Origin of the sequence: Streptomyces sp. ADI96-02 (assembly GCF_003846185.1) — a bacterium.
In the GTDB taxonomy this organism is placed as follows: Bacteria; Actinomycetota; Actinomycetes; order Streptomycetales; family Streptomycetaceae; genus Streptomyces.
Map to the genome: position 1 here is coordinate 2,524,062 of NZ_ML123034.1, position 14,241 is coordinate 2,538,302.

Genomic DNA, 14,241 nt, shown 5'->3' on the forward strand with positions numbered 1-14,241 from the left:
TCGCGCTGTGTCCGGGTGCGCCGCTGCGCGGCGCTCCCTCAGGGGCGGTCAGTCGTCCCCGTTGAGGATGGAGAACAGGCGCAGCATCTCCAGGTAGATCCACACCAGGGTCAGGGTGAGGCCGAAGGCGGCCAGCCAGGACTCCTCGCGCGGAGCGCCGAACGCGATGCCGTCCTCGACCTGCTTGAAGTCGAGAGCGAGGAAGCACGCGCCGAGGATGATGCCGATGACGCCGAACAGGATGCCGAGGCCGCCGCTGCGGAAGCCCAGGCCGTCACCGCCGCCGAAGACGGTGAACAGCAGGTTGACCATCATCAGGAGCACGAAGCCCAGGGTGGCGGCCATCACAAAGCCGTAGAACCGGCGGGTGACGCGGATCCAGCGCATCTTGTACGCGACGAGCACACCGGCGAAGACGCACATGGTGCCCATCACCGCCTGCATCACGGTGCCGGGGCTGATGTAGGTGCTGACCGCGCTGGAGATCACTCCGAGGAACACGCCCTCGAAGGCCGCGTAGGCGAGGATCAGCGCCGGGACGGGCTTGCTCTTGAACGCCTGCACCATCGACAGCACGAAGGCGATCAGCGCGGCGCCGATCGCGATCCCGTAGGACTTGCCGAGGTTGGCCTCGTCGACCGGCAGGAGGGCCCACGACAGGGCGGCGGTGAGCACCACGGTGCCCAGCGTCATCCCGGTCCGGGTGACCACGTCGTCGATCGTCATCGCGCCGGAGCGCGCGGGCGCCTGCGGTGCGCCCTGCTGGACGTCCTGCTGCGCGTAGGGGTTGGTGGCGTACGGGTTGGCGGCGGTGCCCTGCGCGTACGGGTTCGCTCCCGCCACGGGGGCCCCGGCCTGCGGCGCCGCGTTGAAGCCCGCGTAGCCGTTGTCGCGGCTGAACCCCCGTCGCGAGAAGACCGGGTTGCTGCTCCTCATTTCACTCCTCCATGGCCACACTGCGTGGCCTTGCCACAAGAGTAATGGGTAGGCAAAAGAATCACCCTAGTGCCAGGGGAGGATCTTTCCGGCGCTCCCTCGGGGTTCCGCGGAGAAGTCCGCCCGGACGGAGGCGGTCGGCCTGCCGGGACGGCGCGCCCCCCACACGGTCCGTCCGGGTCACCTTGCGGTCACTCTCCGTGCTGTGCGCAGTGCCCGGAGCCGGACTCGAACCGGCACGCCCCCGAGGGGCAGCGAGGTTTAAGCTCGCCGTGTCTACGTTCCACCATCCGGGCGTGATGCGCGGCTCCGCGTTGGCAACTGACCCTATCGGGGGGGCATCCCCCGATCAGCGGAACGGTGGCGCGATGTTGTCTTATTTTATTGACCGCTTGAGGGGTCGTCAGCACATTTTCGGCCCCATACCGTATGCCCCTGCCGGATCCGGGGCATCCGGGGCGTTCGCCGGGATTGACGGAAAGTCGCCGCACTCGCACGGCCCAACGCGCCAGGTCCGCGCCATGCCTCGCCAGGGCGTCCGCCACCCTCGGCCGCCGCTGCCCTCCGACGCGGGCCCGGCCTCGTCCCCCGGGGCCCGCGAGGCCGGCCGAACCCTCTCCGTCCACCGGTCACTCTGCGTGAGCGGGCCGGGTGCGTACGGGGTGCCCCCGGGCACGCGGATCAGGGTCGAAGTCATACCCAGGGAGGACCGCCCGACCCCGTCGATGCGACTCAGGGCTGCCCGAGAACGGGCATCGGGGGTGACGCCCCGGCCGGAACCGGCCGCGAGGATGGAGAGGTCCCCAGGAAACCGCACCACCCGAGCCAGGAGTGTCCCTGTGACCACCACCCACACCGTTCACCGCGCCGCCACCGCGGTGGCCGCCCGCGCCACCGAGCTGTCGAAGGTCTACGGCGAGGGTGAGACGCAGGTCGTCGCCCTGGACCGGGTGACCGTGGACTTCCCGCAGGGCGAGTTCACGGCGATCATGGGCCCCTCCGGTTCGGGCAAGTCGACGCTGATGCACTGCGTCGCCGGTCTCGACAGCTTCAGCAGCGGTTCGGTGCGCATCGGCGACACGGAGCTGTCCACGCTGAAGGACCGGCAGCTGACGCAGTTGCGGCGGGACAAGATCGGCTTCATCTTCCAGGCTTTCAACCTGCTGCCCACGCTCACCGCGCTGGAGAACATCACGCTGCCGATGGACATCGCGGGCCGCAAGCCCGACGCAGCCTGGCTCCAGCGGGTGATCGACATGGTGGGCCTCTCCGACCGGCTGAAGCACCGCCCCACCGAGCTCTCCGGCGGCCAGCAGCAGCGCGTGGCCGTGGCCCGCGCCCTGGCGTCGCGGCCCGAGATCATCTTCGGCGACGAGCCGACCGGGAACCTGGACTCCCGCTCCGGCGCGGAGGTCCTCGGCTTCCTGCGGAACTCGGTGCGGGAGCTGGGGCAGACCGTGGTGATGGTGACCCACGACCCGGTCGCCGCCTCGTACGCGGACCGGGTGATCTTCCTCGCGGACGGCGCGGTCGTCGACCAGATGATCAACCCGACCGCCGACGGAGTCCTGGACCGGATGAAGGCCTTCGACGCCAAGGGCCGCACCAGCTGACGCCCGCCCGCTGACGCCCCGGCCCGAGGCCCCTCGCGGCGCCGCGTCCCCGTAACCCTTCCGGAACCCATCCCAGGACACCAGACATGCTCCGTACCGCCCTGCGCAATGTGCTCGCGCACAAGGCCAGGCTGCTGATGACCGTGCTCGCCGTCATGCTCGGCGTAGCGTTCGTCTCCGGCACCCTCGTCTTCACCGACACCCTCGGCAACGCCTTCCGCAACCTGTCGGCCAAGAGCTACGACGACGTCGCCGTCGCCGTCTCGACGCAAGCCGACCCCCGCGCGGAGAAGGTCGCCGGAGTCGACGACGCCACTCTGGAGAGGTTCCGCGCCCTGGACGGCGTGGCGTCGGCCACCGGGCGGGTCTCCGGCTTCGCCGGCGTCGCCGACCCGGACGGCAAGCTCATCGGCGACGGCTGGTCCAACACCGGAGGCAACTTCGCCCCCGGCAAGGACGGCGAGGACGCCGCGTACGACTTCACCAAGGGCTCGGGCCCGGTGAAGGACGACCAGGTCGCGCTGGACGAGGAGACCGCGCGCAGGGGCGAGTACCGCGTCGGCGAACCGGTGCGGGTGGCCACCAACGGGCCGGTGAAGGAGTACACCCTCTCCGGCGTCTTCACCACCGAGGACGGCGCGGTCAACGCGGGCGGCAGTCTCGTGCTGTTCGACACCGCCGCGGCCCAGCGGCTCTTCCTGCGGCCCGGCGTCTTCCAGAGCGCGACCGTGGCCGCGGCGCCCGGCGCCTCCGACCAGAAGCTCCTGGACGCGATCGAGCCGCTGCTGCCGAAGGACGCCACCGCGCAGACCGGCAAGGCCCTCGCCGAGGAGCAGGCCGTGCAGATCGAGAAGGGGCTCAGCGACCTCAACTGGATGCTGCTGGCCTTCGCGGGCATCGCGCTGTTCGTCGGCATCTTCCTGATCGCCAACACCTTCACCATGCTGGTCGCCCAGCGCACCAGGGAGCTGGCCCTGATGCGGGCCGTCGGGGCCTCCCGCCGCCAGGTCAAGCGCTCCGTGCTCGTCGAGGCGGCCGTGGTCGGGACCGTCGCCTCCGTCATCGGCTTCGCCCTCGGCGTCGGCCTGGCGACCGCGCTGCGCTCGGGGATGGGCCTCCTCGGCGGCAAGATCCCGGCGGGGCCGCTGATCGTCTCGCCGGTCGCGGTCGGCGCCGCCTTCGGCGTGGGCGTCCTGATCACCGTGCTGGCCGCCTGGCTGCCCGCCCGCCGGGCCTCGAAGATCGCCCCGGTGGCGGCGATGAGCAGCGTGCACGCCGTGGCCTCCACCAAGTCCCTGGTCGTACGGAACTCGATCGGCGGCGTGATCACCCTGCTCGGCGCGGCCGGGATCGTCGGCGGCGCGGCCATCGGGGAGACGAACGGCCGACTCCTGGTCGCGGGCGGCGCGTTCCTCGCCCTGATCGGCGTCATCGTGCTGATCCCGCTGCTCTCCCGTCCGGTGATCGCCCTCGTCCGGCCGCTGCTGACGAAGCTGTTCGGCGTCTCGGGCAAGCTGGCCTCGCAGAACGCGGTCCGCAACCCGCGGCGCACGGGGGCCACCGCCTCCGCACTGGCGATCGGGCTGACCCTGGTCACCAGCATCTCGGTGCTCGGCGTCACCCTCGGCCAGGCCGTCGACCGGATGACCACGGACAACATCAAGGCCGACTACATGGTCTCGATGGCCGGCGGCGGCTCCCTCGACCCCTCGGCGCTCGACGCCCTGTCCCGGGCCGACGGCGTCACCGCCCTCTCCCCGCAGCAGCCCGCCTGGCTGGACATCGACGGGGACAGCCACGCGGCCTCCGCCGTCACCCCGGGCGACTTCGAGAAGGTCTTCTCGCTGAAGACGGTCTCCGGCTCGCTCGGCTCGCTGAAGGACGGGCAGATCGCCATCGGCTCCGAGACCGCGCGGTCCAACGGCTGGAAGACCGGCGACGTGCTCCCGGTGAAGTTCGACGACGGGAAGAAGGACGAGCTGAAGGTCGGCGCGCTCTTCGAGCAGAACGACTTCCTCTCGCCGGTCGTCATGCCGAAGGACCTGGCCGACGCCCACAGCCCCTCCGCCCGCCCCGAGATCCGCGAGATCTGGATCAAGACGGACGGCGGTGCGAGCGAGGCCAACGAGAAGTCCGTCGTCAACGCGCTCGGCGACAACCCGGCGATGAGCGTCATGGACCAGCAGGACATCCGCGACCTGTTCGGCGGCTTCGTGAACACCGCGCTGAACATCATGTACGGGCTGCTCGCCATGGCCCTGCTGATCGCGGTCCTCGGCGTCGTCAACACCCTCGCGATGTCGGTGTTCGAGCGGCAGCAGGAGATCGGCATGCTCCGGGCGATCGGCCTGGACCGGCGCAAGGTCAAGCGCATGATCCGCCTGGAGGCCGTCGTCATCTCGGTCTTCGGCGCGGTGATCGGGGTCGGCCTCGGTGTCTTCCTGGGCTGGGCGATCGGGCAGACCCTGGCCGCCGACGTCCCGGGCTACGCCCTGGTCATCCCGTGGGACCGGCTGGGGATCTTCCTGGTGCTGGCCGGCCTGGTGGGCGTCCTCGCCGCGCTGTGGCCCGCCCGCAGCGCCGCGAAGCTCAACATGCTGACGGCGATCAAGACCGAGTAGCCGGCGGTACGGGGACAGCGAAGGGGGTGTGCGCCCCGCTCGGCCGAGCGGGGCGCACACCCCCTTCGTCGTGCCGGTGGCGTCAGCCGCCCGCGGGCTCCGTCCAGGTGCGGGCGCGCAGCGGCATCCGCGCGGCGCCGGAGTCCAGCGGGCGCACGGCGAGGATCTGGTTGACGCCGATCCGGTTGTGCTCGAAGGAGAGGGCGGAGGCGGCCATGTACAGCCGCCAGACCCGCGCCCTGCCCGGCGAGGTGGCGCGTACCGCGCGGTCCCAGTGCCGCTCCAGGTTGGCCACCCAGCGGCGCAGGGTCAGCGCGTAGTGCTCGCGGATGGCCTCGACGTCGCGGGCCTCGAAGCCGGCCTCCTCCAGGATGGACAGGGTGCGGCCGACCGGCGCGAGTTCGCCGTCGGGGAAGACGTAGGCGTCGATGAACTCGTCGATGCGGTAGGCGTCCTCGTCCTTCTCGGGACGGCGGGCGATCTGGTGGTTCAGCAGCCGCCCGCCGGGCTTCAGGAGGGCGTGGAGGGCGTCGGCGTACTCGCGGTAGCGCACCGAGCCGACGTGCTCGGCCATGCCGATGGAGGAGACGGCGTCGTACGGGCCGTCGCGGACGTCGCGGTAGTCTTGGACCCGGATCTCGATCCGGTCCGTCAGGCCCTCCTCGGCGATGCGCTTCCGGGCGAAGGCGGCCTGCTCCTGGGAGAGGGTGACGCCGGTGACCCGTACGCCGTAGGCGCGGGCCGCGTGGATGGCCAGGGAGCCCCAGCCGCAGCCGACGTCCAGGAGGCGCTGGTCCGGCTTCAGGGCGAGCTTGCGGCAGACCAGGTCGAGCTTGTCGCGCTGGGCGTCCTCCAGCGTTCCGCCGTCCTCCCAGTAGGCGCAGGAGTAGACCATGGAGGGGCCGAGGACCAGGGCGTAGAAGTCGTTGCCCACGTCGTAGTGGTGGCTGATCGCCTCCTTGTCCCGCCGCCTGGTGTGCAGCGGGCCGCTGCGGCGCCGGACCTCCTCGGCCGGCGGGCGGGGCGCGGGCCAGGGGCCGGCGAGTTCGACGAGGCCGCGGGCGAAGGCCCTGACCCGCGGGTCGCGGACCGGACGGACCGGGTCCTTGGCGTCGGCCCCGCGCTCCCAGAGCAGCCCGGCCAGGCGGTCGAGCACGTCGTACAGGTCGCCCTCGACGTCGATCTCGCCGGCCACCCAGGCGCGGACCAGGCCCAGCTCGCCCGGCTTCCACAGGAGTCTTCGCAGGGCGCGGCGGTGGCGGATCACGAGGACGGGCCCGTCGGGCGGCCCGGACTCGCTCCCGTCCCAGCCCCGGATGCGGACGGGTAGCGGTTCTCCGAGCAACGCTTCGGCGAGAGCGGTCAGCCGCGATGCGGCGTCTGCCATGGCGCACACCTCCGTGATGTGTTTCCCCAACATGTCAAACCTGCACGAACATGCCCACAACCGACAGCAGCACCCCGTGCCGCTGTGAGGTCCACGTGCGTCAACTCTTCCCGAACGCCCGGTCATCCCGCTACCGGGCAAGGATTCGGCCAAATCAGTGCATGCGCCATCTACATGTGCGGGAACAGGCCCGTACCGCCCGCGAGGCGTCCCGGGCGGGCAAGCGGCGAATACGCCGAAGGGGCCGTCCGCACCACGGATGGCGGACGGCCCCTTCGGGTCGGGCGGAACGCTCCGGCGAACCGGAGCCCGGACTAGGAGGCCTTGGCCTTCTCGCCCTCGGCCTTGACGGCGGCCGGAGCCGGGGCCGGCTTGGCGGCCTCGTAGAACTCCTCGCGCGGCGTCTCCATGGCGCCGAGCGAGACGACCTCGCGCTTGAGGAACATCGCCAGCGTCCAGTCGGCGAAGATCCGGATCTTGCGGTTCCACGTCGGCATCGCCATGCCGTGGTAGCCGCGGTGCATGTACCAGGCGAGACGGCCCTTGAGCGTGATCTTCACCTTGCCCATGACGATCATCGCGACGCCCTTGTGCAGGCCGAGACCGGCGACCGCACCCTTGTTGGCGTGGCTGTACTCCTTCTGCGGGAAGCCCCGCATGCCGGAGATCACGTTGTCGCCGAGGACCTTGGCCTGGCGCAGCGCGTGCTGGGCGTTGGGCGGGCACCAGGCGTTCGGGTTGCCGGCGCGGCGGCCGACCATGTCCGGCACCTGGGCGTTGTCGCCCGCGGCCCAGATGTAGTCGGTGCCCTGCACCTGGAGCTTCTCGGAGGTGTCCACGTGGCCGCGGGGGCCGAGCGGCAGGCCGAAGCGGGCCAGCGCCGGGTTCGGCTTCACACCGGCGGTCCACACGATGGTGCTGGAGTCGACCTCCAGGCCGTTCTTGAGCACCACGTGGCCGTCGACGCAGGAGTCCATCGAGGTGGAGAGGTAGATCTCCACGCCCCGGCTCTCCAGGTGCTCCTTGCCGTACGCGCCCAGCTTCGGGCCGACCTCGGGCAGGATCTTGTCGGCGGCGTCGACGAGGATGAAGCGCATGTCCTCGCGCTTGACGTTCGTGTAGTACTTGGCCGCGTCGCGGGCCATGTCCTCGACCTCGCCGATGGTCTCCGCACCGGCGAACCCGCCGCCCACGAAGACGAACGTGAGCGCCTTGCGGCGGACGTCCTCGTCGGTCGTGGAGTCGGCCTTGTCCAGCTGCTCCAGGACGTGGTTGCGCAGCCCGATGGACTCCTCGATGCCCTTCATGCCGATGCCCTGCTCGGCGAGGCCGGGGATCGGGAAGGTACGGGAGACCGCGCCCATCGCGATGACCAGGTAGTCGAAGGGCAGCTCATAGGCCTCGCCGACGAGCGGCGCGACCGTGGCGACCTTGCGGTCCTGGTCGATGGTCGTGACCCGACCGGTCAGAACCTCTGCCTTGGGCAGCACGCGTCGCAGCGGGACGACGACATGCCGAGGCGAGATGCTGCCGGCAGCAGCTTCGGGGAGGAAGGGCTGGTACGTCATGTACGAGCGCGGGTCGACGACCGTGACGGTCGCCTCTCCGTACCGCATCTTCTTCAGAATGCGACGAGCTGCGTACAGGCCTACGTACCCACCGCCTACAACGAGGATCCTGGGACGCTCCGTGGTGCTCATGCCATCGAGTATCCACCCCGCCCCGAGGGGGTGCTCGTGAGCCCCTTCACAAGGATTGACCGACCCTCTGCTACACTTCGCCGCCCACGTGACCCAGGTCATGAACGATCGAGGGAACCACGACCCGGCCGGAAACGTTGTTCACCCCTCGTGAGCTGGCCCTGAGCTGGACCTCGACCCTCGCGGCGGGGTCGGGCGACGCCCTCCTTCACCTCCGCGCAACGCCCCCGGAACGCGCCCGCAGCGCTTCGGCGGGGCGTCCGGGAGCACCCGCACGGCCCCCGGGGACCGGAACAGCGCCCCAGAGGGCCGAATTCCTTGTGAAGAACTTCACGAACTTCGTGGCGGCGTGTCCCCGGAAGGGTTCCCCGGGCGGCCCGCGGCGGGCCCGTCCGGGTCTCAAAGGGGCAGGTGGCGGCGCGATTGAGCGGGCATCAGGCGCGGCACGGCCCGGACGTAGACGACCATGCCGACCACCTCCACCAGCGTCTGCGTGACCACGACCACCGCGGCGACCGCGTAGGCGTCCGGCAGCGACAGGGCGAGCGGCAGGACGACCAGGGAGTTGCGGGTCGCGCCGCTGAAGACCACGGCCCGGCCGCCGGGCACGCCGAGCCGGAAGGTCCGGGCGACCGCCCTGCCGGCGAGGGCCATCACGACCAGGAAGGCCGCGTAGAAGGGGACGACGGCGGCGACGTCGGTGAGGTTCCCGCCCAGCTCCGGCACCTGGGAGGCGACGACGACCAGCAGCGTCGCCGCCATCAGCGGCACCATCGTCGTGGAGGCCCCGGCGGAGACCCGCCGCCCGCTCTCCCGGCGCCCGGCCCAGACCTGGAGGGCCCAGGCCAGCGCGAGCGGGACGACGATCAGGAGGGCGAACGCCTCCAGGAACGGTCCGGCCGCCACGACGTCGGCGAGCCCCGCGCCGAGGAACGCGTACAGGAACACCGGCAGCAGCAGCATCTGCGCGACCAGCAGCAGCGGCGTCGCGGCCAGCAGCCGCCTGGCGGAGCCCCCGGCCAGGCCGCTGAAGACGATCACGTAGTCGACGCACGGGCAGAGCAGCACGAGCAGCACGCCCAGGCGCACCGCCCGGTCCGCCGGCAGGAACGTGAACATCGCGGCGACGACGAGCGGCACCACGGCGAAGTTCACCACGAGCGCGGCGGACAGGAAGCGGCCGTCGCGCAGCGAGCGCAGCAGCTCGGCGGCGGGCACCTGGAGGAAGGTCACGAACAGCAGCGCGCCGAGGACCGGGTTGATCAGGTGCTCCAGCCCCGGTCCGACCGCGGGGGCGGCGAGGCCGAGGAGCGCGCCGAGCGCCATCGCGGCGAGGTAGACCGCCACTTGGCGGTCCTCCATCCGCTGGACCGCGCCACGCGGTGCGTGCGTCATCCCGCAAGCCCCTCCCCGGTACGGGCCGCCCCGCCGTCCGCCCTCAGCGCGCGGCGCTCCAGGCGATTCCGTCCAGAATGTCGTGTTCGCTGACGACGACCTCGTCGGCGCCGGTCCGCTCCATCACGGCGAGCAGGACCACGGCCCCGGCCGCGATCACGTCGACCCGGCCCGGGTGCATGACCGGGATCGCGGCCCGCTCGTGGTGCGTCGAGGCCAGGAGGTGCTCGGTGATGGCGCGGACCCGGCCGCGGGAGACCCGGGAGTGGTGGATGGCCCGCGAGTCGTACTCCGTCAGTCCCAGGGCGATCCCGGCGATGGTGGTGACGGTGCCGGCCAGTCCGACGAGGGTGCCGGCCCCGGTGAGCGGCACCGTGCGCCCGGCGAGGTCGAGGGCGGCGTCGACGTCCGCCCGGATCGCGGCGACCCGCTCGTGCGTCGGCGGGTCCACGACGGCCCCGTCCACGACCAGGTGACGCTCGGTCATCCGGACGCAGCCGACGTCCACCGACCGGGCCGCGTCCACCGCGCCGGAGCCGAGGACGAACTCGGTGGAGCCGCCGCCGATGTCGACGACGAGATACGGGGTGGCGAGGTCGCTGCCGCCGGCCAGCTCCTTGGTCGCCCCGTCGAAGGAGAGCTGTGCCTCCTCGTCGCCGCTGATCACCTCGGGCTCGACGCCCAGAATCTCCCGCACACCGGCCATGAACGCGTCGCTGTTCTCCGCGTCGCGGGAGGCGGACGTGGCGACGAAGCGTACGCGTTCGGCGCCCAGCTCCCGGATCGCGTCGGCGTACTCGCGGCAGGCCGCGAACGTCCGCTCCAGCGCCTCGGGGGCGAGCCGGCCGGTCCGGTCGACGTCCTGGCCGAGGCGGACGATCCTCATCCGCCGGTCCAGCTCCGTGAACGCGCCGGTGGCCGGGTCCAGGTCCGCGACGAGCAGCCGGATGGAGTTGGTGCCGCAGTCGACGGCGGCGACCCGCCTCACGCGCGCTCCTGGTCGTTTGGGGCGTCGACCGGGGCGTCGACCGGCCGGAAGGCGAAGTGGCCGCCGTCGCTCTCCTCGACCGTCCAGCCCTCGTTCTCCTTCGGCGCGGCGCACGGCGTGACGCAGGGGCCCTTGGCCCACCACTCGGGCAGCATCGCGATGGCCTCGTCGCCGAGCGGGTTCACCCCGGGACCGGCGGCCAGCGAGTGGCCGACCAGGACGTGCAGGCACTTGACCCGGTCCGGCATGCCGCCCGCGCTCGGGAAGCCCGCCAGCACCTCGATGGCGTCGCGGCGGGCGATGTAGTCCTCGTGGGCGGCGCGGTAGGCGGCGGCCAGCTCCTCGTCCGTCTCCAGCCGCGCGGTCATCTCCTTCATGACCCCGTTGGCCTCCAGGGTGCCGATCGCCGAGGCCGCGCGCGGACAGGTCAGGTAGTACGTCGTCGGGAACGGCGTGCCGTCCTCCAGACGGGGCTGCGTCTCCACCACGTCCGGGTTGCCGCACGGGCAGCGGTGCGCGATGGCGCGCAGACCGCGCGGCGGGCGGCCGAGCTGCTGCTCGAACGCGGCGATGTCCGCGTCGGTGGGCGGGGTGGACTCGGTCTGCGGAGGGGGCGTTTCCATGCCTGCCTTGGTTCTGCTCGAAAGGTGTCGAATCGAAAGGTCGAAAGGTCGGAAGCGTCGGACTCGGTCGGTCAGTCGCGGTCGGCGCTGTCGACGCCGTCCCAGAGGTTCGAGTGCCAGGGGCGGTCGCTCGCGCCCGACTCTCCGCGGCGGTCCTCGGCCGCGTCGGGGTCGGCCACGGTGTAGCCGGTCTCCCCGGGACGTACGTAGTGCAGGTGCTGACGGGCCAGTCGCATGATGTAGGCGTCGTCCTGGAGCCGCGCCTTCTCGTCCCGCAGCTCCTCCGCGTGCCGCCCCGCCTCCTGCGAGAGCCGTTCCTGCTCGGCGATCTCGTCGCGCTGGGAGACGTACTCCCGCATCGGATAGGCGAGGGCGACCACCAGCGAGCAGACCACGAGCGCCAGGAAGGCGGCCCGGCCGGTCAGCCGGGAGCGGTGGGCCTGGCGGCGGTTCTGCGAGCGGTAGACGCGGGCCGCGGTCTGCTCCCCGAGCAGTCGCAGCCTGGTCGCGGTGGAGAACCGGTCGCGGTCCTTCCCGGCCATGTTCCCGCCTCCCCAATACGCACGTCCGTCCCCGCACACGGTACGGGACCGAGTGCGGGGACGGACGGAGGCTGGGTGCCTCGGGCTCCGGCGACGCGCACGCGCCGGATCTGACAGGCCGTCGGCCCGCCGGATCAGCCCTTGAAGCGCGGGAAGGCGGAGCGGCCCGCGTACACCGCGGCGTCGTCGAGGATCTCCTCGATGCGCAGCAGCTGGTTGTACTTGGCGACGCGGTCCGAGCGGGCCGGGGCGCCGGTCTTGATCTGGCCGCAGTTCACGGCGACGGCGAGGTCGGCGATGGTGACGTCCTCGGTCTCGCCCGAGCGGTGCGACATCATGCACTTGAAGCCGTTGCGCTGGGCCAGCTCGACGGCGTCCAGGGTCTCGGTCAGCGAACCGATCTGGTTGACCTTGACGAGCAGGGCGTTGGCGGAGCCCTCCTCGATGCCGCGGGCCAGGCGCTCCGGGTTGGTGACGAAGAGGTCGTCGCCGACGATCTGGACCTTGGCGCCCAGGCGGTCGGTGATGACCTTCCAGCCGGCCCAGTCGTCCTCGTACAGCGGGTCCTCGATGGAGACCAGCGGGTACGCGGAGACGAGCTCCTCGTAGTACTCGGTCATCTCGGCGGCGGAGCGGGACTTGCCCTCGAACTCGTAGACGCCGTCCTTGTAGAACTCGGACGCGGCGACGTCGAGCGCGAGCGCGACATCGCGGCCGGGGACGTAGCCGGCCTCCTTGACGGCCTCGACGATGAGGTCCAGGGCGGCGCGGTTGGACTCCAGGTTCGGGGCGAAGCCGCCCTCGTCGCCGAGTCCGGTGGACAGGCCCTTGGTCTTGAGGACCTTCTTCAGCGTGTGGTAGATCTCCGCGCCCCAGCGCAGGGCCTCGGAGAAGGACTCCGCGCCGATCGGGGCGATCATGAACTCCTGGATGTCCACGTTGGAGTCGGCGTGCGAGCCGCCGTTCAGGATGTTCATCATCGGAACGGGCAGCAGGTGCGCGTTCGGGCCGCCGAGGTAGCGGAAGAGCGGCAGGTCGGACGCCTCGGAAGCGGCGTGGGCGACGGCGAGCGAGACGCCGAGGATGGCGTTCGCGCCGAGCGACGCCTTGTTCTCGGTGGCGTCCAGGTCGAACATCGCCTGGTCGATGAGGCGCTGCTCGGTGGCGTCGTACCCGACGAGCTCCGGGCCGATCTGCTCGATGACGGCGAGGACGGCCTTCTCGACGCCCTTGCCCTGGTAGCGGTTCGGGTCGCCGTCGCGAAGCTCGATGGCCTCGAACGCGCCGGTGGAAGCGCCGGACGGAACGGCAGCACGGCCCGTGCTGCCGTCGTCGAGGCCGACCTCGACCTCGACCGTGGGGTTGCCCCGGGAGTCGAGGATTTCCCTGGCTACGACGACGTCGATGGACGGCACGAGGCATCTCCTTCTGGGATATGACGCTGGTTGTGCAGGGTCACTGTGGCCTTGCGACACGAGCCTAACCGGCCGGGGCCTCCCGGTCGGCCGACCGCACGTCTCCTGGGACGAAAAAGGACGCAAGCATGCACATGACGGGGCGAATCTCTAGGAATCTACTGGTCGGTAATTCCAAGAAGTGAACGGCCGTCGGCCCGGCGCGCACGGGGGCGGGCGCACCGGGCCGAGGAGCCGTGCGAGGAAGGACGCCCACCGGACGCCCTTCCTCCGGGAGGAGATACGGCGGTTACTTCAGGTGGAGCTGCTGGCCCGGGAAGATCAGGTCGGCTTCCTGGACGATGTCGTCGTTGAGCTCGAAGAGCTTGCTCCAGCCGCCGTCGACGCCTTCCTTCTCGGCGATCGTGCTCAGGGTGTCGCCGGCCTTCACCTTGTACTCGCCGTCGCCCTTCTCGACCTTCTGGCCGGTCGGGGTGGTGACGGTCTTCCCGGAGCCCTCCGCCGGGGCGCTCCGCTGCTCGCTGCGCGAGGCGGGCTGCTCGGCCTGGCGGTCGGGCTGCGCCTGCTCGGGCTTGCTCTCGGGCTTGCTCTCGGGCTTGCTCTCGGCCTGGCCGGAGCCGGTGTCCACGCCCGGGTCCACGCCGTCGTCGGTCAGCCCGCCGGCTCCGGCGCAGGCCCAGGCCCCGGGGCCCTGGAGGTCGAGAAGCTTCTCGGCGGCGGCGATCTGCTGGTCCTTGGTGGCCAGGTCGGCGCGGGAGGCGAACTGCGTGCCGCCGGCGGCGGCCCAGCTGGACTGCGAGAACTGGAGCCCGCCGTAGTAGCCGTTGCCGGTGTTGATGGACCAGTTGCCGCCGGACTCGCACTGGGCGACGGCGTCCCAGGTGGAGACGGAGGCGGCGGAGGCGTTCGTCGCACCCATCAGCGGGACGGCGACGGCGGCGCCGGCGACACCCGCCAGGGTGGCGACACGGACGGCCTTGGACGGGCGGCGGTGCTTGCCCTTGCTGTTCAGCGGCATGGA

Annotated in this window: 11 protein-coding genes and 1 tRNA gene; 2 read left to right on the top strand and 10 right to left on the bottom strand. The window is 71.4% G+C overall.

What is annotated here, in order from left to right; translation table 11 throughout:
• Window positions 1-48: 48 nt before the first annotated feature.
• Together EES43_RS10915 and EES43_RS10920 are read right to left on the bottom strand one after the other, a co-directional pair.
• Window positions 49-936 carry a Bax inhibitor-1/YccA family membrane protein gene (locus tag EES43_RS10915; RefSeq protein WP_124268552.1) on the bottom strand — a complete coding sequence of 296 codons (888 nt, stop codon included), beginning with the start codon at window positions 934-936 and terminating at the stop codon, window positions 49-51.
• Window positions 937-1,149: 213 nt separating this feature from the next.
• Window positions 1,150-1,232, bottom strand: a tRNA-Leu gene (locus EES43_RS10920).
• Window positions 1,233-1,775: 543 nt separating this feature from the next.
• Here EES43_RS10920 and EES43_RS10925 point away from each other — a divergent pair.
• On the top strand, window positions 1,776-2,549 hold the full coding sequence (locus EES43_RS10925; protein ID WP_124268553.1) for an ABC transporter ATP-binding protein: 774 nt from the start codon (window positions 1,776-1,778) through the stop codon (window positions 2,547-2,549).
• A gap of 86 nt (window positions 2,550-2,635) precedes the next feature.
• On the top strand, window positions 2,636-5,170 hold the full coding sequence (locus EES43_RS10930; protein ID WP_124268554.1) for an ABC transporter permease: 2,535 nt from the start codon (window positions 2,636-2,638) through the stop codon (window positions 5,168-5,170).
• An 82-nt stretch (window positions 5,171-5,252) separates the two neighbouring features.
• Here EES43_RS10930 and EES43_RS10935 read toward each other — a convergent pair whose 3' ends face one another.
• The 8 genes from EES43_RS10935 to EES43_RS10970 all read right to left on the bottom strand — a co-directional run bounded on the left by EES43_RS10935 (window position 5,253) and on the right by EES43_RS10970 (window position 14,238).
• Window positions 5,253-6,557 (bottom strand): SAM-dependent methyltransferase, encoded by a 1,305-nt coding sequence (locus EES43_RS10935; protein WP_124268555.1) that lies wholly within the window; start codon window positions 6,555-6,557, stop codon window positions 5,253-5,255.
• Between the two features lie 314 nt (window positions 6,558-6,871).
• A complete protein-coding gene (locus EES43_RS10940) occupies window positions 6,872-8,257 on the bottom strand; it encodes an NAD(P)/FAD-dependent oxidoreductase (protein WP_124268556.1) in 1,386 nt (461 codons plus the stop codon).
• A 399-nt stretch (window positions 8,258-8,656) separates the two neighbouring features.
• The gene (locus tag EES43_RS10945) at window positions 8,657-9,652 is read right to left on the bottom strand and encodes an arsenic resistance protein (protein ID WP_124268557.1); all 996 of its coding nucleotides are present in this window, start codon (window positions 9,650-9,652) and stop codon (window positions 8,657-8,659) included.
• Between the two features lie 43 nt (window positions 9,653-9,695).
• Window positions 9,696-10,640 carry a Ppx/GppA phosphatase family protein gene (locus tag EES43_RS10950; RefSeq protein WP_124268558.1) on the bottom strand — a complete coding sequence of 315 codons (945 nt, stop codon included), beginning with the start codon at window positions 10,638-10,640 and terminating at the stop codon, window positions 9,696-9,698.
• Window positions 10,637-11,263, bottom strand: a complete 627-nt coding sequence (locus EES43_RS10955; RefSeq protein ID WP_124268559.1) for a DUF501 domain-containing protein — start codon at window positions 11,261-11,263, stop codon at window positions 10,637-10,639. Before EES43_RS10955 ends, EES43_RS10950 begins: the two co-directional genes overlap by 4 nt.
• A gap of 71 nt (window positions 11,264-11,334) precedes the next feature.
• Window positions 11,335-11,805 carry an FtsB family cell division protein gene (locus tag EES43_RS10960; protein ID WP_124268560.1) on the bottom strand — a complete coding sequence of 157 codons (471 nt, stop codon included), beginning with the start codon at window positions 11,803-11,805 and terminating at the stop codon, window positions 11,335-11,337.
• Window positions 11,806-11,939: 134 nt separating this feature from the next.
• Window positions 11,940-13,220 carry a phosphopyruvate hydratase gene (gene eno, locus EES43_RS10965; RefSeq protein ID WP_124268561.1) on the bottom strand — a complete coding sequence of 427 codons (1,281 nt, stop codon included), beginning with the start codon at window positions 13,218-13,220 and terminating at the stop codon, window positions 11,940-11,942.
• Window positions 13,221-13,509: 289 nt separating this feature from the next.
• The gene (locus tag EES43_RS10970) at window positions 13,510-14,238 is read right to left on the bottom strand and encodes a LysM peptidoglycan-binding domain-containing protein (protein WP_124268562.1); all 729 of its coding nucleotides are present in this window, start codon (window positions 14,236-14,238) and stop codon (window positions 13,510-13,512) included.
• Window positions 14,239-14,241 lie beyond the last annotated feature (3 nt).

What these genes read in the sequence shown, in the direction of transcription:
- EES43_RS10915 (WP_124268552.1), bottom strand. Translation starts at nt 936, where the DNA reads ATGAGGAGCAGCAACCCGGTCTTCTCGCGACGGGGGTTCAGCCGCGAC.
- EES43_RS10930 (WP_124268554.1), top strand. Translation starts at nt 2,636, where the DNA reads ATGCTCCGTACCGCCCTGCGCAATGTGCTCGCGCACAAGGCCAGGCTG.
- EES43_RS10935 (WP_124268555.1), bottom strand. Translation starts at nt 6,557, where the DNA reads ATGGCAGACGCCGCATCGCGGCTGACCGCTCTCGCCGAAGCGTTGCTC.
- EES43_RS10940 (WP_124268556.1), bottom strand. Translation starts at nt 8,257, where the DNA reads ATGAGCACCACGGAGCGTCCCAGGATCCTCGTTGTAGGCGGTGGGTAC.
- EES43_RS10945 (WP_124268557.1), bottom strand. Translation starts at nt 9,652, where the DNA reads ATGACGCACGCACCGCGTGGCGCGGTCCAGCGGATGGAGGACCGCCAA.
- EES43_RS10955 (WP_124268559.1), bottom strand. Translation starts at nt 11,263, where the DNA reads ATGGAAACGCCCCCTCCGCAGACCGAGTCCACCCCGCCCACCGACGCG.
- EES43_RS10960 (WP_124268560.1), bottom strand. Translation starts at nt 11,805, where the DNA reads ATGGCCGGGAAGGACCGCGACCGGTTCTCCACCGCGACCAGGCTGCGA.
- EES43_RS10970 (WP_124268562.1), bottom strand. Translation starts at nt 14,238, where the DNA reads ATGCCGCTGAACAGCAAGGGCAAGCACCGCCGCCCGTCCAAGGCCGTC.